The organism is Mycolicibacterium vinylchloridicum, assembly GCF_013404075.1.
Lineage (GTDB): Bacteria > Actinomycetota > Actinomycetes > Mycobacteriales > Mycobacteriaceae > Mycobacterium > Mycobacterium vinylchloridicum.
Genome location: NZ_JACBJQ010000027.1, coordinates 67,789 through 88,128, shown reverse-complemented (window position 1 = coordinate 88,128; position 20,340 = coordinate 67,789). Strand labels below are relative to the sequence as shown.

Here is a 20,340-nt window from a genome sequence, read left to right as displayed (position 1 = left end):
ATTCCTTTGCTCGAGTGACTTTCGCGGGTCTCTCGAAGAATCACGCGATGACCTTCATTCATCCGGCTACGACACGCCGGTACCGCTGATCAGGTCCGACTCGTACACCACTCTGCTGGACGCAACCGTGCGCCCAGCTGCGCTCGGCCGGATTACGGTGTGCTGATGCGGTGGTACGCGCGCCCCGAGGGTGACTTCGCACGGCTGAACCTCGCGCCTCAGCTCGACTCCTGGGATTGGGGTGACAACCGCGGCCAGGTGCAGTTGGGGAAGTTCCTGGACGAAGCGGACACGCTGCTCGCGGCGTCGCGGATCGACGGCCCGTGGGCGCTGCGGCTCGACGTCGGCTTGGCTCCGCACCTGGACCTGCTGGGCAAGCGGGACCTCGACAACTACGCGAAGCCCCTCGCCTCCCGACTGTCCGACGGCGGGCTGGTGTCGGTCTGGTGCACCAAGCGCAGCAGTGGGCACTCCGCAGTGCGGATCGAGGCAGCGCGCGAGGTGCCCGCGCCATCGACCGGTGTTTTGCACGCGACGACGACTAAGTCCTGGGACGGACCCGCGGCGAAGGAGCAGATTCGCTCGGCCCTCGTGGATATCCCGGAGCTGCCGGATGGACCCGTCAGACTTGAACTCGCCTTCACCGTCGGGCCGAGCAGGAACTGGCTGAACCTCTGGAAGCCAACCATCGACGCGCTGGGTGCCCTCCTCGGCCATGAACAGCCGTTTCGCCCATGGAACCCCCGCGACGGCAGGATCACCGAGCTGGGCATGCACCTCGACATCGATCCGTCGCTCCGGTACGGAGTCCTCATCGGCATCGCAGCTCGACCCGTCGTGGCGGCGCCTGCGGAGGCCCGGTAGTGCGCGTACCTGCCCACCGTTGCTACCCCGCCTCGAACCCCCAGGTGATCGCGCGGGCGAGACTCGACGAGTAGTACGCACGGTCGGCTGTCTTCTTAAACCGCAGCGAGCCGGGGTGCCCCGGGAACAGTAAGTAGGTCGTGCCCGGTTTGACGGCCCGCAGCTTCACGAACGGCCACGCCAGCCGGCGCGCGGCGGGGTACCGAGCCGTGAGCACTTTTTCCGCATCTGCGCCCAACCCAATGATCAGCCGCGGCGACACGACGTCCAGCTCCTCGTGGAGGAAGGGCAGACAGTTGTCGATCTCGTGGGGATGCGATCGCCGGTCGTCGATAGGGTGGCAGTGCACCACGTTCGTGATGAACAGTTCGCGCTTCTCCCGTCCGGCGATCTCCAGCGCCCGGTCGATGTAGGTTCCGCTGCCGCCGGTGAATGGGACCCCGGATTCCATGCACTTGCGGCAGAGGCTCTGTCCGACGATGGCGACGGGAGCGTGCGCCGATCCATATCCCGGTGCCGAAGCAGTCACGCCGGGCGCGTTCATCCCCGGGCACTGCCGGCACGTGCTGATCTGCTCGGCGATGAGGTCCAGCCGCAGCCGTTTCGTATCCGTCGCCATCTCACGATCGTCTCACCGGTACCCGACGTGACGCCCACGAAACCGACAAGGTTCCCGCCCACGTCGGCGCCCCGTGCGAGGCTTGCCGCGGCGTGGGGAATCAACGGTATCCCCGCCGCGTCGAAAGGGGCCGAGATGTGGCAGGAGGGAGACGCGGCTGTAGGCGATCTGTTGAGATCCCCAGTTTTCGGACCGGTCGACCGGATGCAAGAGCCACTCCCCATAAGCACCTGGTGGGCGGATCGCGGAATCGTGCTCAGCTCAACCGAACTCAACCGGACCGCGTTGTTCAGGCTTGCGGCGCAGTGTTGGGAGAACGACGAACCGGACTGGGTGACGTTCCTCTGGCACGTTCTCGCTTGGGGAGTGGTGGGCGACTATCGGAACGCGTCGAAGATCGTCACCAGTGCCGGCGACGCCGAACAGCGTGCCCGGTTGAACGGCATCTTGCGCGCCGGCGCCGAAGCGAGCCGCCAAGGTGACATCCGCTCCGCCTACACCGCGATCCACGGCCAGATTGCCCGTTTGGGGCCAGCCTTCTTCTCGAAGTTCCTGTACCTCACCTCGGACCGGAACTTGCCGGGGTCGCGATGCCTGATCCTCGATTCCCGGGTCAGCGCAGCGGTTTTCACACTGACCGGTCGTGAATACTGGAAGGAGACGGCGGCGACTTACGCGCAATTCTGCGGCGAAATCCACCGGTGGTCCGAGTTGTTCGATGAGCCGGACGACGTCATCGAATTCAGGCTCTACCAGTTCGGCCGGCTGATCGCCTCGTCACGGTGGCGGTGGCTCCATGCCGAAGCCTCGCTCTACCGCGAAGGCCGGCGCCACGTTGGGTTCGACGACATCGCCGAGCGGCGAGCGTGTCTCATGGGCTGGACGACCGTCTAGGACGATCGAAGCGACAGCCAGCACGACACGTCGCCGCAGAACTATTGGGCCACATGGCGCCGCGAGATCGGTCCCGCCGAGCGCCTTCCAGAACCACATCGCCGCTGCGTCGTCCTGGATGCGGAACCCGCTTGGTCTCACGCGGTCGGCAGGATCTCCATCACGTCCCACCGGTCCTTCCACTCGGCGATGCGGGCCACCGGGATCGCGTGGTGGGTGCTCGCGTCATTCTTGACGCGGTGGCCGCCGGAGTCCGCGAGGTACTTGCTGTGCGCTGTGTGGATATCGTTCTCCATCCACCACTCCGGCACGATGTAGAACTCGGGGTATGCCTTTCCGAGGTCGACGAGTACCCAGTACTTCGTCTCGACCTCGGGTGCCCTCCGCTTCTTACCCCGCTTCGTGCTCGTCTGCCACGCGCCGGCCGTCTTCGTCTTGACCTGGATGCTGATCACGCGGTCGTGGCCGGCGTCGCTGGCTAGCAGGTCGATGTCGTGCATGTTCCCGGAGAACGTCACGGCGTAGCCACCGCGCCGGTGGATCTCGGCAGCGACGAAATGCTCCCCAGCCGAGCCGACCTGCTGGGTTGTGAGCTTGGGACGTTTGAACGCGGCGATCACGGGCTGACCGTATCGCCAGGCGCGGAACCTGGCGACGATTCGGACATTCGCCCGAGGCAGGCCCGCTCGACCGCGGCACACTGCGCCCGCACCTCCGGCACCGTCGGCGACAGCTGGTACGCGTGATGGTGACAAAAGCCGGTCAACTGGTGCCAGGCGTCGATGAGGGCCGGACCCGCCGGTGTCTTGTCGAGGGACTTGAGCACCGCAAGTCTCGCGCTCGCGGTCCCGACAACTAGCTGGACTCCCGTCAGCTCCGCGCAGCGGGCGTCGATCAGGTCCTCCACGGCCTGCCGTGCGAGGAACGCCGCCAACCGGGCGGAGTTGCCCAATGCGGTGCGGTCCGGGGAGTCGAGGAGTTTGTCGGCCCGTGCGAGCAGGACCTCGGCGTCGCTAGTCACCGTCCCTCCACGATGTCGCGGACGGTGTCGCGAAGGTTCTGGATGGTGCCGCGGTCCAGCGTGGCCCCGCGGTGGGTGCCTGACGCGGAAATCGCCAGTGTCGGGAATCTGTGCGCTCGATACGACTTCCAGCCGGATACGTCCCCGTCGAGGGTCCCGGTAATAGTCAACGCCACTCTCCGCTGGGTGGTCTTCGCCTCCTCCCACGCGGTGTCGGTCTCGTGGTAGGCGGCGCCGGCCTTCGCACGTTCACCGAAATACCGCTGGTGGGCGGCGGCTTCGATCGCCATCCGGAACAGGCCTGGTGCCGCCTTCCGCTTGATCAGGTCGTCGATGTCGTCGTCGAGGATGAGGGCCTCGGCGTCGGCGACGTACCGGTCTGCGGGTAGGTCGTTCGCCTTCACCACGACCAACGACCCCTGCTCCCGAGTGACGTCGAGCAGCTGGGCCGGCACAGATCGTGCGCGGATCGCAGCCGGCAACCGGTCGTCGTGCGAGAACACGATCACCTGCCGCGTCTTGCCGAGCTCCACGAGCACGTCGAGGAACCCCGCGATCTTGGCGGGGTCCATGGCCTGGATCGGGTCGTCGAGCACCAGAAAGCGGAATGGGCTCGCGGGCGTGGTGGCACGCGGAATGAACATGGCGAGCGCCAACGCGTGCAGCTCGCCTTGGCTCATCACCGTCAGCGCGCCGGTCGACACCCCGTCCACAGCACCGTCGACGACGACGTGACGACGGTTGGCCACTCCCTCGAGGCTGATACTGCCGATGTCGACGTTGCTCTCGTGCCGCATCCGCTCCCAGAACTCACCGGTCTGTTCCACCATCGGTGCCAGGCGCCGCTCCCGCAGCGTGTCGGCTGCCTCGCGCAGGCATTTCAACGCCCGCTTGACCTCGTCCAGGCTGGCGTCGTCCTTGCGCGCCGCGGTCTCCAGCTCGGCCCAGGCGACGATCGCACCGGCGGTGGGCGCCCACGCGTCCTCCAGACTGTCCGCGCGCTCTGCGGCTTCCTTGCGCAGCGCCGCGGCGGCCTCGTCGAGTTCCATGGCGGCCAGCTCGACGTGGCCGGGCTGGTCGGCAAGGGTGCCCGGCGCAGTGCACGCGTCCTTCAGCGCCGCGCCGAACCGTGCCAGCGCGGCCAGTTCGACTCCCTCAACTGCGGCCACATCGGTGACCTCTCCGAAGAAGTCGTCGGCCGCCGACCGGGCCTGCTTCAGTCGCAACGCCAGGGCCTGATGCTTCGTAGTGCTCGCTTCAGCCGCCCTCAGGCGTTCCTCGGCCGCGGCGCGCCAGTCGCCGTCGAGGGTTCCGGTCTCGCACACCGGGCAGGCCCCATCGCCGGTGTCGGCGTGCAGATGCAGAGCATCGCGTAGCAGCGCCGCCCGCGAGGCCAGCGCCTTCAATGCGGAGTCGGCCCCGGCCACGTGCGCCTCGATGGCCGCGCGCAACTCGTCGGCGACCTCGGTGGCCCTGGCTGTCGGCGGGACTTCGAGCGCCGCGATCTTCCGCAGCTTCGCGATGGTGGCGGCCTGCTCGGTCGCTGTACCCAACGTCGTCGCCGTGATCGCGTCGAGGTCGTAGGGCACGCGCGCGGTGAGCTTCTTCACCTGTTCAGCCCGCGGGTCGGTGACCTCGCTCAGGGAGTTGCGCAGACGGGTGCGGGCGTCGTTCGCCGTCTTGCGCGCCCCACCGAGCTGCTTCTCGGCGTCCTTGAGCCGGCCCTCGGCCGCGGCGACCTCGTCGAGCCCGAGCAGCGTGTCGAGCGCGTCGTACAACGCGGCCTGCCCCTCCTCGAAGACTCCGCCGAGCTCGTCGTACGACATCAGTGGCCGGTGAGTCTTGAGCGCCTGACCCCATCCCAGTGCGGCAACCGTCTCACGCTTCTGTCCCTTGATCTGCGACCAGCGTTCGGCCGCGTTCAGGCTGCAGCCCGGCGACCAGTCCACACCGACGGTGGCGACGGTTCCTGCGCGGTCATCGTCGGGTTCCATCGCGAAGTCGACCTTGATGGATGCCGGTTCGCCGGCATGCAGGTTCCGCCACGATGCCTGCCAGTGCTGACCCTTCTTGGCCTCCCACCGGTAGCTGGTGCCGGTGAGCGCGTACTCCAGGGCCTCGGCGAAGCTGGACTTGCCGGAGCCGTTGCGGCCGCTGATCACTGTGATCCCGCGGTAGGGGTTCACCTCCAAGGTGGCGCGCGGGCCTACGCCGCGGAACCCCGACACCGTGATGGAACGGAGGAAGGCGCGCAGCGGCGGCGGAGCGCCGGTCGTCTCTATCTTGGGCTGCTCCGGTGGCGGTGCGTCCCCACCGAGTTGATCGGCGAACTCGTCGTCTCCCCGCATCGCCGCGGCGACGAGGTAGACGGTCTCGTCGGCAACCGCCTCGTTGTCGGCCAGTAGCTCCCATACCTCCGCCTCGACCGAACCGCCGAGCCCTGCACCGTCCACTGTCACGCCCCTCACAACCGGATGTGCACGCAGCTTTGCACACAGTTATGACACAGCCGGTGGACACGACTGCCGCCCAGCCGGTAGGTAGCCAGAAAGATCGCAGATCTAGCGCGATGGATCCTGGCAGCATCCCTACGTCGCGGTGTCGTCCTAGCCTGACACGCGTGGCGGAGGCGCAGTCCTTCAATTCGACGTAGCAAATTCGTCGTCTCGGCGTCATGTAATTGCGGTGGCCATCGCCGCGGACCGACAGAATCCACGACACGCGTACCCTTTGAACCCTCAGTCTCCACCGCCTGCGCAGCTTAGGCTCTCTGACGCACGTGTCGACAGGTAGGGGAACAATGGGTTCGATCCACGAGGTGATGGATGCGTTCCGCGAAGCGCCGTCGAACTCGGAACGCGGGACCAAGTTCGAGAAGCTCATGGTCCGCTACTTCGACCTCGATCCGCTGCTGTCGCAGCAGTACGACGAAGTGTGGCGGTGGATAGATTGGCCTGGCCGGAAAGGTAAGCCCGACACAGGAATTGATCTCGTTGCGCGTGAGCGTGACAGTGGTGAGTACACGGCGATCCAGTGCAAGTTCTACGAGCCGACGCACACGCTGCGCAAAGAGGACATCGACTCGTTCTTCACCGCGTCGGGTAAGAACCCGTTCAACAACCGGATCATCATCTCCACCACTGACCGATGGGGAAAGAACGCCGAGGACGCCCTCGAGGATCAGACGATTCCTGTGCAGCGAATCGGTCTGGCGGAGATCGCGGACTCGCCGATCGACTGGGACATCGCCTGGGTGGACGGCGACCTACAGATCGACGTCTCCGAGGCGACCCGTCACGAGCCGCGTCAGCATCAAACCACCGCGATCGAGAAGGTGTTCGCGCGTTTCGCCGCCGGCAACGACCGCGGCAAGCTGATCATGGCGTGCGGCACCGGCAAGACGTTCACCGCGCTCAAGATCGCCGAGCGAACCGCAACTGAGAACGGTGGTAGCGCAAGGATTCTGTTCGCGGTCCCGTCGATCTCCCTGCTGAGCCAGACGCTGCGGGAGTGGACGGCGCAAACACAGCTGGACCTGCGTGCGTTCGCTGTCTGCTCGGACACGAAGGTGTCCCGCGCGGCCGAGGACATCAACACCTACGACGTGGCGATCCCAGTGACCACGAACGCGGCGAAGCTGGCGCACGAGATGGAGCACCGCAAGCGCGCGAAGGGCCTGACCGTCGTGTTCACGACCTACCAGTCACTGCCGGTCATTGCGGACGCGCAGAAGTTGGGTGTGGCGCCGTTCGATCTGGTGATCTGCGACGAGGCGCACCGCACCACCGGTGTCACGCTGGAGGGTGCCGACGAGTCGAACTTCGTGCGGGTCCACGACGAGGACTACCTGCACGCGACCCGCCGCCTGTACATGACGGCGACCCCGCGGATCTACGACGAGACGGTGAAGGCGAAGGCTGACGAGCATTCCGCCGAGATCACCTCGATGGACGACGAGACGAAGTACGGCCCTGAGTTCCATCGCCTGTCGTTCGGTGAGGCCGTGGAGCGGGGCTTGCTCACCGACTACAAGGTCCTGGTGCTCACCGTAGACGAGGAGATGGTCGCCGCGCCGTTGCAGGCCCAGCTCGCTGGCCCCGACGGAGACCTGCGCCTCGACGACGCGACGAAGATCGTCGGCGCCTGGAACGGCCTCGCCAAACGTGCCGGCAAGACCCCGGACGGTCAGGGATTCGCGCCGGGCGAGGCGCCGATGCGCCGGGCGGTCGCGTTCGCGAGGGACATCGCCGCGTCGAAAAAGGTCGCGGATCTGTTCCCCCGAGTCGTGGAGACCTACCGAGAGATGCTCAGCGACAGCATCGACGACGGCCATGATGTGAACACCACCAATCTGGATCTCGCCGTGCAGGTCCGCCACGTCGACGGCACCTACAACGCGCTGGAACGCAACCGAGAGCTGCAATGGCTGAAAGCGCCGCTGCCGGAGAACGAATGCCGCATCCTGTCCAACGCCCGGTGCCTGTCCGAGGGCGTCGACGTGCCGGCACTGGACGCTGTGATGTTCCTGCATCCCCGCAACAGCGTTGTCGATGTGGTGCAGTCGGTGGGCCGGGTCATGCGCAAGTCCGAGGGAAAGGACTACGGCTACATCATCCTGCCGGTCGCGGTCCCGGCCGGTGTCTCACCGTCACAAGCCCTTTCGGATAATCGCCGCTTCAAGGTGGTGTGGCAGGTCCTCAACGCTCTGCGCGCTCACGACGACCGGTTCAACGCGATGGTCAACTCGATCGCACTGAACGCCGCCTCGGAACTGCAAGCCACCGGGCAGGGTTCCGATCAACTGCTCGGTGGGCACATCGGTCCGACGACGGAGAATCCGGAGAGCATCGGCAGCGGTGAGAACACAGGACCTACCGGCGACGGTGACACCGGTTCCGACCCGGCCGTCGGTGTCGCGGACGGGAATGGTTCCGATGGCGGGCGGCTGGCGTCCCAGATGGCGTTGTTCTCGCTCTCGGAGTGGCAGGAGGCGATCTACACCCGCATCGTCGACAAGGTCGGCACCCGCACCTACTGGGAAGACTGGGCCAAGGATGTCGCCGACATCGCCGCGGCCCTGATCGCCCGGATCAAGGTCCTGATCGACGGGGCGGACCCTACGGTGACTGAGGCGTTCGCGAAGTTCCACAAGGGGTTGCAGGACAACCTCAATGACTCCATCAGCCGCGATGACGCGATCTCGATGCTCGCGCAGCACCTGATTACCGCGCCGGTCTTCGACGCTCTGTTCGCCGGCCACGAGTTCGCTGCGCACAACCCTGTGTCGAAGACGATGCAGGCGATGGTCGACCAGCTCGGTGGGGCAGGTTTGGAAGCCGAGACCGAGCACCTCCAGGGCTTCTACGACTCGGTGCGGGTCCGCGCCTCAGAGGTCACCACCGCCGACGGCAAGCAGCAGGTGATTGCCGAACTCTACGAGAAGTTCTTCAAAGTCGGGTTCGCGAAACAGGCCGAGGCACTGGGCATCGTGTACACGCCGGTCGAGATCGTCGACTTCATCCTCCGCGCAGCCGACCACGCCTCCCGCGAAGCCTTCGGCCGCGGACTCACCGACAATGCCGTCCACGTCCTCGACCCATTCACCGGCACCGGCACGTTCATCACGCGGCTTATGCAATCGGGTTTGGTTCGTCCAGAGGACCTCGCCCGCAAGTACGCCAGTGAGTTGCACGCCAACGAGATCATGCTGCTCGCGTACTACATCGCTGCGGTGAACATCGAGACCACCTACCACGCGCTGACCAAGGCCGAGTACAGCCCGTTCGAGGGCATCGTCCTGACGGACACCTTCCAGATGACCGAAGATGACGACTCGATGGACACGGAGATGTTCCCGCAGAACAACTCTCGGATTGTCAAGCAGCTCGCGGCTCCGATTCACATCGTTGTAGGAAACCCGCCGTACTCGGTGGGGCAGACCTCGGCGAATGATCTCAACGCGAATGTCTCCTACCCGACGCTGGACCGCCGAATCGCGGATACCTACGCGAAGAGATCGACAGCCACAAGTCAGCGGACCTTGTACGACTCCTATCTCCGCGCCTTCCGATGGGCCACCGACCGGATCGGCGAGCAGGGCGTCGTTGCGTTCGTATCGAACGGCGGTTGGATCGACGGCAACACCGCCGACGGCATCCGCTTGTCGCTGGCTGATGAATACAGCCAGATCTACGTCTACAACCTGCGCGGCAACCAGCGGACTGCGGGTGAGCTTTCACGGAAGGAGGGCGGCAAGGTCTTCGGGTCTGGAAGCCGCAACACCGTTGCGATCCTCATCGGCGTGAAGGACCCCATAAGTAGCGGACCATGCGAGGTCAAGTATCGAGACATCGGCGACTACCTGACCCGCGAGCAGAAGCTGGAGATCGTCGCGGGCGGGGACCTTGAATCCGTTGAATGGCAGTCGATCAGACCCAACGAGCACGGTGACTGGATCAGCCAGCGCAGCGGCGACTTCGCTGTGTGGCCGGTGATCGGTAGCAAGTCCGGAGGATTGGCGGTTTTCGGTAGCTACTCACTCGGTCTTGCCACGGGTCGCGATTCGTGGTGCTACAACTCCTCGCGCGCAGCGGTCGAGGCGAACGTGCGACGGATGATCGATTTCTATAACGGCCAGGTCCGAGGGTTCGATGCGTACTGCGAGCAGAACCGGATCACCGACCGGAAAGCGGCGGTGGACGCGTTCGTCGAAGTCGACTCGACACGGTTCAGCTGGAACTCAAGTGCCAAGCAGTTTCTCGCTCGCGGTGCGCAGTTCGCGTTCGATTCGGATTCCCTAATTTGCGGCGCATACCGACCGTTCCAGCAGCAGCACGTGTACTTCCACCAACACTTGAACGAGCGGCGTTACCAGCTGCCGTCGATTTTCCCGACGTCAAACCACCGGAACCTCGGCATCCTGCTTACCGGCCCAGCTTCGCACTTCGAGTTCACGGCGTTTATGACCGATCTGCTGCCTAACCTGCACTTGCTCGACACCGGCCAGTTCTTCCCGCGATGGACCTACGAAAAGGCCGACCCCGAAGATGGCAGCCTTGCACTTGATACCCGAGACTCCGACGAGCCGGATGAGTACGGGTACCGCAGGGTCGACAACATTACCGACGAGATCCTGAAGCTGTACCAAGAGGCGATCGGCGACCAAGTCACCAAAGACGACATCTTCTTCTACGTCTACGGCCTGCTGCACGACCCGGCCTACCGATCGACGTACGCGGCGGACCTGAAGAAGATGCTGCCGCACATTCCAACTCCGGAAACGCTGGAGCGGTTCGAGCAACTTGCATCAGCTGGCCAAGCCCTGTCGGACCTCCACGTCGGGTACGAAGACGTTGAACCCTATCCGGTCGACGTGCAGCTCAAGCCCGGCGCTGATCCGGCTGATCGCGAGACCTGGCAGGTGACCAAGCTGAAGTGGGCCAAGAAGAAGGACTCCGAGACCGGCAAGAACGTCGATGACTACACGAAGCTGATCTACAACCCGAAAGTCACGATCACCGGCATCCCCGAGGACGCCGAGAGGTACATGCTCGGCTCCCGGTCGGCTTTGGCCTGGATCATTGACCGGTACCAGGTCAAGATCGACAAGCCGTCGGGCATCAAGAACGACCCCAACGATTGGTGCGACGAGCACGACGACCCGCGGTACATCGTTGATCTGGTCGCCAAGGTCACGACCGTCGCTGTGGAGACGATGAAGATCGTCGACGGGCTCGCCGAAAGCGCATAGGACCCGACTGCTGGGGCTACGTGTCGGACTCCGACTCGTTGTCGGTCCACCGCGATAGCTTCCAGCGATGGTGACCGACATGTTGAGCGAGTCCGCCGACGGCTGGGGCTCTACGACGACGAGGGCAGAACCGCGGTCTTGCGGGCCAGTCTCGATACCGTGCTGCTCGACGCAGCGAAAGTGATGCGCGAGAGAGGTGATCCCGTACACGGCGGGTGGACCTTAGTGCAGGACACCGAAGTGCAGACACTGCGGTTCTTCACGAGGTAGGGCGCGGGCTTTCACCCGCGCAGGAGATTCACGCCACCATACGTCCGCGACCGCGGAGACTGTTCGAACGCATCCAAGACGCGGGCTGCGAAAGCCGGAACCATCACCGACTGAGCTATCCCCAATTTTCCAGGGGCAGCGCTAAACACCTCATCTGGGTGCCATTTTGGATTGGTATCTAGTTCCACCTCCGAAAGGCTTAGCAATGTCAATCCCCAAATGGCTCCAGATCGGCCACGACCAGGTGTTCTCCCTCGGCGCATTCCTGGTATCCGAGGTGACGCCGATGATCGACTTCGACAAGTCCTCGGGCGAGAACCGCGTTCAGGCCAGAGATCGCGATACCGGCTTGCCGATGTGGCAGGTCGAAGTGCTCGACGGCGACCCGGCTGCACCGAAGCGCAGCCGAACAGTGACGGTCAAGTTCGCCTCGCCGACGCAGCCGTCTGCACCCGCCAATTCCAGCGGAACACCCTTTACCCCAGTGGTTTTCGACGGGCTCATGGCGCTGCCGTACGTCGAGAAGTCGGGCGACTTCTCCCGGATCTCCTGGTCGTTTCGAGCCTCCGACATGAGGGCACCAGGCAAGCCGTCCGCGAGCGCAACGACCAGCCGGGAATCGGCATGAATCCCGATCCGTACACATCGCTGGATCCCGACACCCCTTTCCGGCTCGATCACGTCTTGAATTTCCTCACCACTCTCGGCCTGTGGGTAGCGATCCTCGTAGGAGGCAGTGCCGCTGCCCTCATCTCCTGGCGACTGCACTCCCCTGAGACATACGAAGAACGGTTCGCAACACCGGTCCGACTTCTGCGCTGGCGACTCTGGGCTTACGTCTCCTGGCACAGACTCTGCAAGCGCTGCGGCCTATCCGCCTCCGAGCAGATCGCGCGCCGCGACAATCAAGGACGACAGGTCGCGTCGACACGTTGGCTTCATCCAAAGCTGCTGGGAACAGACGTGTCTCAAACCACCCTGCGCCTCACCGTACGCGCAAGGATGGGACAGACCGTCGAAGACTTGGAGCGCGCCGTTCCTGCGATCCGCGACGCCGCAGGCGCACATTCGGCGCGTGCGGCCGTCGTCTCGCCCGGAACTCTGCGGATCGAGCTGGTCATGCGGGAGCAGTTGTCGACTGTAGATCACGCAGCGCCGCCAACAGCGGTCACAACAACCCGAGTCGCGCTCGGACGATGCGAAGACGGTTCCGCCTGGGCCCTCCCATTGCGTGGACGACACACCCTCACCGTCGGATGCTCGGGCGCAGGAAAGGGTTCCGTCTTCTGGGGCATCACCGGTGGGCTCGGCCCTGCTGTGGCCGCCGGGATGGTTCACCTTGTCGGAATCGATCTGAAGTACGGCATCGAGTTGTCAGTCGGCGCCAGGTTGTTCACCAAAATTGCCACCACCGAGGCCGATGCCGTGGAAACCCTTGCAGGGCTGGAGAAACTGATGGACAAGCGCGGCAACGAGATGGCGGGCCGCACACGCGCGCACCGTCCGACCAAGACATCACCCCTTGTGGTGCTGCTCATCGACGAGCTGGCCGGAGTAACCGCGTACATGAGCGACCCGACCCTGCGCAAAGGAGCCGCCGCCTCGTTGTCGCGAATTCTCACCAAAGGCCGAGCGCTGGGAATCGTGGTCGCCGCGTTCCTGCAGGACCCTCGAAAGGAAGTGTTGCCGATGCGAGGACTGTTCACCCAAACCATCGCTCTTCGATTGCGATCGCGAGACGAGGTCACGATGGTCCTCGGCGACGGGCTGGCCGACAAAGCGCCCGCGCACCGAATCAGTCCCGACAGACCGGGCACCGGCTACGTCATCGCCGAGGACGGCCACACGACCAAGGTCCGATCCGACTTCTGGTCCGACGATCAAATCCGCTCCACCGCAAAGCAATACGGGAGATCAAGGACCGCCGGAGGGCAGAGCAGTGAATGACTGGTTCGACTCGATCCAAGCAACGAGGTGAAACCATGGCGATTCACGGTCTCCGGGGAGCACTCATGTCCACCGGCAGCTTTCCCGAACTGCTGACCGCAGATCAGGTATCCGCGCTCCTAGGCGTCTCTGCCGCGACACTCAACCGCTGGGCTGCTCTCCGCGAGACAACCGGCGAACAAATCGGACCGCCGTGCTACACCCTTTCCGAACGAGTCCGTAGGTGGGATGCAGCCGAAGTCCGCTCCTGGCTAAAGCAGGTGCGCCGGTAGTGGCCGGCAACACACCGCGCGGCATCCGAAAGCGCCTCAACGCCGCCGGGGAGGCCCGCTACCAAGTCCGCTACCTGATCCGTGACCCCGACGTCCCATCCGGCTGGGTCGAAACGTCAGCCACGTTCCCGACGCTGCGCGAGGCCAAGGCGTTCAAGTCCGAACGCGACAACGAGGCCGCGCTCGGCGCACGTCGGTTCGACCCTCGCCTGGGCCGCACACCGCTGCACCGGATTTGGACGCAGTTCTCCGACTCCAAGAAACCAGCGGTGTCGTCGAAGACCTGGAGCGGCTACACCCAGCACTGGGAACTGCGCATCAAACCGCGGTTCGGCCACGTGCCAGTCGACGAGATCACCCGCACAGAAGTTCAAACGTTCGTTGACGACCTGACCGTGGGGCCGTGGGCGAAGGTGTCGACGCTACGTCTCCTGCGCTCGATCCTCGACGTCGCGCACCAGGACGGCCGAATTCACCGCAATCCAGCCCTGGGTGTCTCCGCGGGCCGCATTCCCGAGCGGGAGCGTCACCGATACCTCAGTGCACCGGAGGTCCAGACGCTCGCCACCGCGTGCGGAGACCAAGGCGACGTCGTCACCATCCTCGCCTACACCGGCCTGCGTTGGTCCGAACTAGTCGGCCTCCGGGTCAAGGACATCGACTTGACCGCCCGCCGCCTCTACGTCCGACGGGCCGCTCCCGAAGTCGAAGGCCGCATCATCATCGGGCCACCAAAGACCCGCGCCGGCATCCGCACAGTCCCGCTCCCCCAAGTTGTCGTCGACATCCTCAAAACGCGGATCGGTGGGCGGGCACCCGACCAGCCCGCCATCACGTCGCCCAACGGCGCGATGCTGCGGTCCAACAACTGGCGCCGGCACACGCATTGGAACAAAGCCCTGAAGAAAACCAACTTGGCTCCGTTGACCATCCACGATCTGCGCCATACCTATGCAAGCCTGGCCCGCAAGTCCGGCGCTGACCTTCGCTACGTACAGAAGACCATGGGCCACTCCACGCCGACCGTGACCGCGAACATCTACAGCGACCTCTACTCCGACGAGCTGGACCAGGTTGCAACCAACCTCGATCAGCTCCACGCGAACGAGATTCACATACAGAAGACCGGACAAGAACCGGACAAAGAAAACTGACAACCGAGTGCAATACCCGTGTCGATGCAGGTAAAGAATGGTGGCCAGGGCCGGGATCGAACCGGCGACCTTCCGCTTTTCAGGCGGACGCTCGTACCAACTGAGCTACCTGGCCGGAAGGCAACCGAGCTGCCTTACGCCGAAACACTGCGACCCTGACGGGACTCGAACCCGCGACCTCCGCCGTGACAGGGCGGCGCGCTAACCAACTGCGCCACAGGGCCTTGCTCTCCTGCATGTACTGCTCGCTCCGACGATACCGCCGTCACGCGTACCCCCAACGGGATTCGAACCCGTGCTACCGCCGTGAAAGGGCGGCGTCCTAGGCCACTAGACGATGGGGGCCAGAACCGAATCACTCCGGGGTACTCACAACGAGTGCACGTTAGAGCGTCGTTAGCTTAGGGCACGGCAGGCACAATCCCAAAACCGAGCGACCCCGCCGGAGGCAGTATTCTGTGCCACGCGCCCCTATAGCTCAGTCGGTAGAGCTACGGACTTTTAATCCGCAGGTCCCAGGTTCGAGCCCTGGTGGGGGCACCACATTGGGCCAACGAAGGTTTCACCGGAGCAGTCCGTCGCGAGATGGCCCGTCGCCGTCGGGGGTGACTTATCGTGAACCACATGAATGACACGGCGCCGCAGCCTGCGGACGGTCCGCGCCGCGGCGTCGACCGAGTCACCGGGCGACACGTCATCGCCCGACTGGCCGGGCCCGAGCACGACCAGACCGTGCAAGCGGTGGTCGACCTCCTCTCCGGCGAGCAGAGCGCTGTCGACGAGATCATCAACGACGCGGTGTCCGACCCCGAGCGGTTGGAGTCACTCGAACGTCTCGGCACCTACGACGACGTCCGCAACCCGACACTCGATCGAGTCGCGGTCTTGGTGGCCGAGGCCCTGGGCACCCAGATGGCGGCGGTGTCGATCGTTTATCCCGACCGGCAGGTGCTGGCGGGATCGAACACGAGCGACGAGGCCATGCCCCGTGTCGCGCCGCTGGAGATGTCGATCTGCAAGTTCACGGTTGCCAGCCGGGAGCCGCTGATCGTCGACGACACCAGGGCCCACCCCCTGCTGGCGGATCATCCGGCAGTTCGCGACGGGATCCTGGCCTACGCCGGAATTCCGTTGATCGACAGCAAAGGTCATGTGGCCGGGACGCTGTGCACCTGGGACACTCGTCCGCGGCACTGGTCCAGTGGCCAGGTACAGATCCTCAACGACCTGGCCGACGTTGCGCGCCAGCGGCTACTCGCCGATCCGCGCGGTAGATGATCGTTGCCAATCTTTCGCCACGCGGGGGGAATACATGGCTCGACGGGTAGCAAAATCGGGTAGCGTCCGCCATGTGGTGCGGCAGGTGATGTGAGCGGTCATGGCGATACGGACCCTTCACGTTGACAATGAGCCGGCGACAGCGATAAACAGCGGCACGCTGCCCGCCCGGCGGAAGACATTTGCCGAGCGGGTGCGCTCCGATCCCTTGAGCACGATCATCACCGTCTCGATCGACGCCTTGACGGCCACGGTGGCAACGATCATCGGCGTGCGATGGGCGGTGTCGACCAACGACTATCCGCCCAACCTCTGGCTGGCCTTTCTGTATGTGCCCGTCGTGATCTTCATGCTGGCCGTGCGGGGGGTGTACCGGCGGCGCCTCAACAGGGAATTCCTCGACGAGATCGGGCCCATCGAGGCGACCGTCGCGATCGCGACGATGTTCCTGCTCGGCGGCTTGGTGCTCAGCAACGAAACCGGTCGTCCGGGCGCCGCCGTGCTGAAGATCTGGCTCTGTGCCGCCCTGCTCATGCCGTTCGGGCGGCTGGTGCGGGTGGTGATTCAGCGGAGCCTGCGCCGACACGACCATCTGCAGGCTCCGACCCTCATCGTCGGCAACGGCCGCGTCGCGGGGCACATCATCAGCCGCTTGGAAGAGTTTCCGCAGTACGGCCTGGCCCCGGTCGGCATCGTCGACGCCGAGCCGTGGTTCGGCCAGCCGGGTGATCCGCGCCCCGATCTCCCCTGGCTGGGGCCGCCGGACAACATCGACGAAGCAATCCGGCTGACCCGCGCCCAGAACGTCGTCATCGCCTTCTCCCGAACCCAGGACCAGGTGCTCACCCATGTGGTCCGCACCGCCCATCAGAACGGACTGCGCGTCTGGGTCGTGCCGCGCATGTTCGACACGATCGGTGAGCGGGCACGGATCGAGCACGTGGGCGGTACCCCTCTGCTCGCACTGCCCCACACCGATCCCCGCGGCTGGCAGTTCGCGGTCAAACACATCTTCGACCGCGTGATGGCCGCCGTCCTCCTGCTGTTGATCTCGCCGGTGTTCCTGACCCTCGCGCTGCTCGTGAAACTGAGCTCGCCGGGGCCGGTCTTCTTCAGCCAGCCGCGCGTCGGGCGCGACGGCCGGCCGTTCGGCTGCCTCAAGTTCCGCTCGATGCGAGCCGTAGAGGACACCGATCCCGGGTTCCAGCTCAAGACCGGCGCCGCGCCCGGCGGCGTCGAAGGCGTCGACCGGCGCACCAAGATCGGCAAGATCCTGCGCGCCACCTCACTGGACGAACTGCCGCAGTTCATCAACGTGCTGAAGGGTGAGATGAGCCTGGTGGGCCCGCGGCCCGAGCGACCGGAATTCGTCGAGCTGTTCGAGGCTCAGATCCAGCGGTACGGCGAACGGCATCGCGTCCGAGCCGGGGTCACCGGCTGGGCTCAAGTGCACGGCTTGCGGGGGCAGACATCCATCGCCGATCGCGCCGAGTGGGACAACTACTACATCGAGAACTGGTCCCTTGCTCTCGACCTGAAGATCCTTGCGCTGACCATCCCGGCTGTCCTGCGACGGGCCGAATAAAACTTCGATAACGACGCGGTTAGCTGGCGTGTGAAAAATACCCGGCATGGGTACAAGACAGCTAACGCATCGGGGAGCGGTGGAGTCCCGATTCACACGCGTCACAGGAGTAGACATGAGTCACCCCGCCGTCACATCGACCGACGTTATTCGCTTTGCCATCGCCGAGCAGGTTCGGCGACTCGGCGGCAATGAAGACGACATCGACGACATCGCTTTTGCCGCGTCGTATGCGGTGATGTGTTGGGGTTTCTCTGCCGCACAAAGTATTTGACGGTCACGTCAGCAACACGGTCCCGGTCGACCGCGATCGCTATCCACCGCGAAAGCCTGCATACCGGACCTCCGCCCATTCCCCGCGTCGCCAAGCACGGTGCACTCAAAAACTTGCGCCGGCAAGGATCGCTTGCTCAGTCCCCGAGGTTGCTGCGCCCGGCAGATCGCCAGCCGGCAAAGGAGATGGTCTGCGTCTTCCGGCTATGCAGACTGCGTTTTCTGGACCGGGCAGGCCGCACCGAGATAGTGAATTCCGTTGTCGCGCTCCCCTACTGGTGGCAGATTGCGCGACGGAGTGTGGACCAACGGAGCGTCGACGGGAATCCTGCCGGTGGCCCGGTCCCAGCCGGCGCGGGCACGGGGGTGCATGCGGCGCCGTGTGGGCAGCAGTTTGAAAGCCAGGTTGACCGACCGGCCGAACAGCCGATGCAGGCGCTCGTCGCGCTTGGACCACGAGTAGCCCATGAGGTCGCGGACCGGCTGATCGTAGAGGCCGACCGTGATCCACACCGCGAACGGCCCGAGCACCTTGAGATAGGCCGACCATAGAAAGTCCGGAATCCATTGCAGCGAGGGATGTTTCGGCATTGTAGACAGGTCGAGCACTTCGCGGGTGGCGTAGTTGTTCTCCAGCACATTGCGGCACATGTGGTCCCAGTAGACTTTGAACTCCTCCCAGCTGGCGGGCACCGGACGCATACTCATGCCGTACATCCGGTACCAGGTGACGTGCTCGTCGAACAGCTGGCGCTTCTCGTCTTCGGTGAGGCCGCCCCCGAAGTGCTCGGCGGTCAGAATGGTGCCCATGAAAAACGTTGAGTGCGCCCAATAAAAGACGTCTGGGTTCAACGCGCTGTACCGACGGCCTTGGGCGTCAACACCTTTGATCGGAATGTGGTAGTCGCGCACCTCGGCGCCCGTCATCGGCGCGCGTTCGCCGTCGAACACCACGCCGCCAATCGGGTACAGCGACCGCAGCAGGCGAGGCAGGCGCTCCATGAAGAAGATCGAATGCTCTTCGACCGCGGCACCGAGTTGAGGGTGCATGTTCTGCATCGAGCCGGCCCACGGGCCCTGCAGCAGTCCACGCCAGTCGCCGAAGTATTTCCACGTCAGTGAGTCAGGTCCGAGCGCAGCGGGCGGGGCGTCATAGGTCCCCCGGGTCACCGGGCAGCCGGTGGCCCCCGGCGCGCCCTCGCTGGTGGCCGGGCACGCGTCGGACGTATCTTGACTCAACTGATGACCTTCCCAGGGCGGGGCATTTTGACTACATGCGTTGTCACCATGAGCTTAGGAGCGATGTGACGTCGGGTCAACGACGGGGCCGCTGGTCGGGTGTCCCCCTGCCGGACCGGCAGGCGCGCCGCCGCGACGAGCTGATCGCCGCCGGGGTGACCCTGCTCGGCAGCGCGGACGGCCCGGCGCTGACGGTGCGCGCAGTCTGCCGGGATGCCGGCCTGACCGAACGCTACTTCTACGAGAGCTTCGGTGACCGGGACGAATTCGTGCGGGCCGTCTACGACGACGTGTGCAATCGCGCGATGGCCGCGCTGATGTCGGCGGGCACGCCCCGGGAGGCCGTCGAACGGTTCGTGGCTCTCATGGTCGACGATCCGGTGCGTGGACGCGTGCTGTTGTTGGCGCCGCAGATGGAAGCCGTGCTGATCCACTCCGGGGCGGAATGGATGCCGAGCTTCATCGAGTTGCTGCAGAGCAAGCTGACCGCGATCAGCGACCCGGTGCTGCAGAAGATGATGGCCACCGGCCTGATCGGCGCGCTGACGGCACTGTTCACCGCCTACTTGGACGGCCGATTGGCAGCGTCGCGCGAGCAGTTCATCGACTATTGCGTCGACTTACTGCTGACCCGTACGGCGAGTTATCCGCCGGCGACCTGACCGGCCTCACCCGGGACATCGCCGGTCTCCAGCAGCTCGCTGGACTCGCTCTGCTGCGCTTCGGCCTGCTGCTCGGCCAGCTTCTCCTCGTAGTCGGAGCGGGCCGCGCGGCCTTCGGGGCTACCGATTGAGTTGCCCGGCACGCCAGCAGTGCTGAACGTGTTGTTGCAGTTCAGGTAAAGCAATACGCGGCCACCGCCATTGACGCCGCTGGAGTCGAGGAAGTCGGCACTGCGCGATCCGGTGACGATGCACTGGTCGGTCGGCAGGAACGTGCCGATCCGGGTCGCGATGGTCGCGGACTCACCACCGTCACTGATCGCCTGCGCGGCGTCCGCATACGTCATACCCGCGTATTCGTTGGTTGCAGAAGCAACACCGGTTCCGAACATCGCGAAGGACGCCGCGGCAGCACCAGCAGTGCAGATGCCAATGGTCAATTGCTTCTTCACGTTCTTACGACCTCCGGACATGTGCGTTGCCTGTGCATTAGCGTACGAAACACTGGTGGG

Annotated in this window: 17 protein-coding genes, 4 tRNA genes and 1 pseudogene; 12 read left to right on the top strand and 10 right to left on the bottom strand. The window is 64.8% G+C overall.

Translation table 11 applies throughout. The features are described 5' to 3' along the window. The first annotated feature begins 165 nt into the window (after window positions 1–165). Complete coding sequence (locus HPC46_RS21610; protein ID WP_179473690.1) at window positions 166–864, top strand: hypothetical protein; 699 nt, start codon at window positions 166–168, stop codon at window positions 862–864. 22 nt (window positions 865–886) lie between these two features. On the opposite strand, the gene HPC46_RS21605 is transcribed toward HPC46_RS21610, so the two are convergent. Then, a complete protein-coding gene (locus HPC46_RS21605; protein WP_179473688.1) occupies window positions 887–1,483 on the bottom strand; it encodes a uracil-DNA glycosylase family protein in 597 nt (198 codons plus the stop codon). A 135-nt stretch (window positions 1,484–1,618) separates the two neighbouring features. On the opposite strand from HPC46_RS21605, the gene HPC46_RS21600 reads away from it, so the two are divergent. After that, window positions 1,619–2,377 carry an 8-oxoguanine DNA glycosylase OGG fold protein gene (locus tag HPC46_RS21600; protein ID WP_325096724.1) on the top strand — a complete coding sequence of 253 codons (759 nt, stop codon included), beginning with the start codon at window positions 1,619–1,621 and terminating at the stop codon, window positions 2,375–2,377. A 137-nt stretch (window positions 2,378–2,514) separates the two neighbouring features. Here the strand turns inward: HPC46_RS21600 and HPC46_RS21595 are convergent, their stop codons facing one another. Genes HPC46_RS21595 through HPC46_RS21585 form a run of 3 tightly spaced genes read right to left on the bottom strand, consistent with a single transcriptional unit; the run spans window position 2,515 to window position 5,851 of the window. Then, entirely contained in the window at window positions 2,515–2,997 is a 483-nt protein-coding gene (locus HPC46_RS21595) for a hypothetical protein (RefSeq protein WP_179473684.1), read from the bottom strand. Further along, window positions 2,994–3,398, bottom strand: coding sequence for a hypothetical protein (locus HPC46_RS21590; protein WP_179473682.1), 405 nt, complete (start codon window positions 3,396–3,398; stop codon window positions 2,994–2,996). The genes HPC46_RS21595 and HPC46_RS21590 overlap by 4 nt, the downstream gene beginning before the upstream one ends. Continuing rightward, window positions 3,395–5,851 (bottom strand): AAA family ATPase, encoded by a 2,457-nt coding sequence (locus HPC46_RS21585; protein WP_179473680.1) that lies wholly within the window; start codon window positions 5,849–5,851, stop codon window positions 3,395–3,397. Before HPC46_RS21585 ends, HPC46_RS21590 begins: the two co-directional genes overlap by 4 nt. Window positions 5,852–6,198: 347 nt before the next feature. On the opposite strand from HPC46_RS21585, the gene HPC46_RS21580 reads away from it, so the two are divergent. Further along, on the top strand, window positions 6,199–11,148 hold the full coding sequence (locus tag HPC46_RS21580; protein WP_179473678.1) for a DEAD/DEAH box helicase: 4,950 nt from the start codon (window positions 6,199–6,201) through the stop codon (window positions 11,146–11,148). A 281-nt stretch (window positions 11,149–11,429) separates the two neighbouring features. Here the strand turns inward: HPC46_RS21580 and HPC46_RS35070 are convergent. After that, a pseudogene (locus tag HPC46_RS35070) lies at window positions 11,430–11,531 on the bottom strand (NUDIX hydrolase); the annotation flags it as partial. Window positions 11,532–11,623: 92 nt separating this feature from the next. Here HPC46_RS35070 and HPC46_RS21575 point away from each other — a divergent pair. Genes HPC46_RS21575 through HPC46_RS21565 form a run of 4 tightly spaced genes read left to right on the top strand, consistent with a single transcriptional unit; the run spans window position 11,624 to window position 14,791 of the window. Then, window positions 11,624–12,046, top strand: a complete 423-nt coding sequence (locus HPC46_RS21575; RefSeq protein WP_179473676.1) for a plasmid replication, integration and excision activator — start codon at window positions 11,624–11,626, stop codon at window positions 12,044–12,046. Continuing rightward, the gene (locus HPC46_RS21570) at window positions 12,043–13,365 is read left to right on the top strand and encodes an FtsK/SpoIIIE domain-containing protein (protein ID WP_179473674.1); all 1,323 of its coding nucleotides are present in this window, start codon (window positions 12,043–12,045) and stop codon (window positions 13,363–13,365) included. The genes HPC46_RS21575 and HPC46_RS21570 overlap by 4 nt, the downstream gene beginning before the upstream one ends. Before the next feature lie 35 nt (window positions 13,366–13,400). Next, on the top strand, window positions 13,401–13,637 hold the full coding sequence (locus tag HPC46_RS35065; RefSeq protein ID WP_233716551.1) for a helix-turn-helix transcriptional regulator: 237 nt from the start codon (window positions 13,401–13,403) through the stop codon (window positions 13,635–13,637). Further along, window positions 13,637–14,791, top strand: coding sequence for a tyrosine-type recombinase/integrase (locus HPC46_RS21565; RefSeq protein ID WP_179473672.1), 1,155 nt, complete (start codon window positions 13,637–13,639; stop codon window positions 14,789–14,791). The genes HPC46_RS35065 and HPC46_RS21565 overlap by 1 nt, the downstream gene beginning before the upstream one ends. 38 nt (window positions 14,792–14,829) lie before the next feature. Here the strand turns inward: HPC46_RS21565 and HPC46_RS21560 are convergent. From HPC46_RS21560 to HPC46_RS21550, 3 genes are all read right to left on the bottom strand, one after another. Continuing rightward, window positions 14,830–14,906 (bottom strand) — tRNA-Phe (locus HPC46_RS21560). Between the two features lie 35 nt (window positions 14,907–14,941). Further along, window positions 14,942–15,015 (bottom strand) — tRNA-Asp (locus tag HPC46_RS21555). Between the two features lie 48 nt (window positions 15,016–15,063). Continuing rightward, window positions 15,064–15,136: transfer RNA gene (locus HPC46_RS21550), tRNA-Glu, on the bottom strand. Between the two features lie 122 nt (window positions 15,137–15,258). Here HPC46_RS21550 and HPC46_RS21545 point away from each other — a divergent pair. The 4 genes from HPC46_RS21545 (at window position 15,259) to HPC46_RS21530 (ending at window position 17,928) form a co-directional block, all read left to right on the top strand. Next, window positions 15,259–15,334, top strand: a tRNA-Lys gene (locus HPC46_RS21545). 81 nt (window positions 15,335–15,415) lie between these two features. Beyond that, window positions 15,416–16,069, top strand: coding sequence for a GAF domain-containing protein (locus tag HPC46_RS21540; RefSeq protein ID WP_179473670.1), 654 nt, complete (start codon window positions 15,416–15,418; stop codon window positions 16,067–16,069). Between the two features lie 100 nt (window positions 16,070–16,169). Next, window positions 16,170–17,654: a sugar transferase gene (locus tag HPC46_RS21535; protein ID WP_233716550.1), complete on the top strand. Its 1,485-nt coding sequence runs from the start codon at window positions 16,170–16,172 to the stop codon at window positions 17,652–17,654. A 115-nt stretch (window positions 17,655–17,769) separates the two neighbouring features. Beyond that, window positions 17,770–17,928, top strand: coding sequence for a hypothetical protein (locus HPC46_RS21530; RefSeq protein WP_179473668.1), 159 nt, complete (start codon window positions 17,770–17,772; stop codon window positions 17,926–17,928). 203 nt (window positions 17,929–18,131) lie between these two features. Here the strand turns inward: HPC46_RS21530 and HPC46_RS21525 are convergent, their stop codons facing one another. Beyond that, entirely contained in the window at window positions 18,132–19,166 is a 1,035-nt protein-coding gene (locus HPC46_RS21525; RefSeq protein WP_179473666.1) for an oxygenase MpaB family protein, read from the bottom strand. Between the two features lie 65 nt (window positions 19,167–19,231). On the opposite strand from HPC46_RS21525, the gene HPC46_RS21520 reads away from it, so the two are divergent. Continuing rightward, window positions 19,232–19,828: a TetR/AcrR family transcriptional regulator gene (locus tag HPC46_RS21520; protein ID WP_179473664.1), complete on the top strand. Its 597-nt coding sequence runs from the start codon at window positions 19,232–19,234 to the stop codon at window positions 19,826–19,828. Here HPC46_RS21520 and HPC46_RS21515 read toward each other — a convergent pair. Further along, window positions 19,810–20,280, bottom strand: coding sequence for a hypothetical protein (locus tag HPC46_RS21515; protein ID WP_179473662.1), 471 nt, complete (start codon window positions 20,278–20,280; stop codon window positions 19,810–19,812). The two genes, HPC46_RS21520 and HPC46_RS21515, sit on opposite strands and share 19 nt — an antisense overlap. Between the last annotated feature and the right edge of the window lie 60 nt (window positions 20,281–20,340).

What these genes read in the sequence shown, in the direction of transcription:
- HPC46_RS21610 (WP_179473690.1), top strand. Translation starts at nt 166, where the DNA reads ATGCGGTGGTACGCGCGCCCCGAGGGTGACTTCGCACGGCTGAACCTC.
- HPC46_RS21600 (WP_325096724.1), top strand. Translation starts at nt 1,619, where the DNA reads ATGTGGCAGGAGGGAGACGCGGCTGTAGGCGATCTGTTGAGATCCCCA.
- HPC46_RS21580 (WP_179473678.1), top strand. Translation starts at nt 6,199, where the DNA reads ATGGGTTCGATCCACGAGGTGATGGATGCGTTCCGCGAAGCGCCGTCG.
- HPC46_RS35065 (WP_233716551.1), top strand. Translation starts at nt 13,401, where the DNA reads ATGGCGATTCACGGTCTCCGGGGAGCACTCATGTCCACCGGCAGCTTT.
- HPC46_RS21575 (WP_179473676.1), top strand. Translation starts at nt 11,624, where the DNA reads ATGTCAATCCCCAAATGGCTCCAGATCGGCCACGACCAGGTGTTCTCC.
- HPC46_RS21535 (WP_233716550.1), top strand. Translation starts at nt 16,170, where the DNA reads ATGGCGATACGGACCCTTCACGTTGACAATGAGCCGGCGACAGCGATA.
- HPC46_RS21530 (WP_179473668.1), top strand. Translation starts at nt 17,770, where the DNA reads ATGAGTCACCCCGCCGTCACATCGACCGACGTTATTCGCTTTGCCATC.
- HPC46_RS21605 (WP_179473688.1), bottom strand. Translation starts at nt 1,483, where the DNA reads ATGGCGACGGATACGAAACGGCTGCGGCTGGACCTCATCGCCGAGCAG.
- HPC46_RS21570 (WP_179473674.1), top strand. Translation starts at nt 12,043, where the DNA reads ATGAATCCCGATCCGTACACATCGCTGGATCCCGACACCCCTTTCCGG.
- HPC46_RS21540 (WP_179473670.1), top strand. Translation starts at nt 15,416, where the DNA reads ATGAATGACACGGCGCCGCAGCCTGCGGACGGTCCGCGCCGCGGCGTC.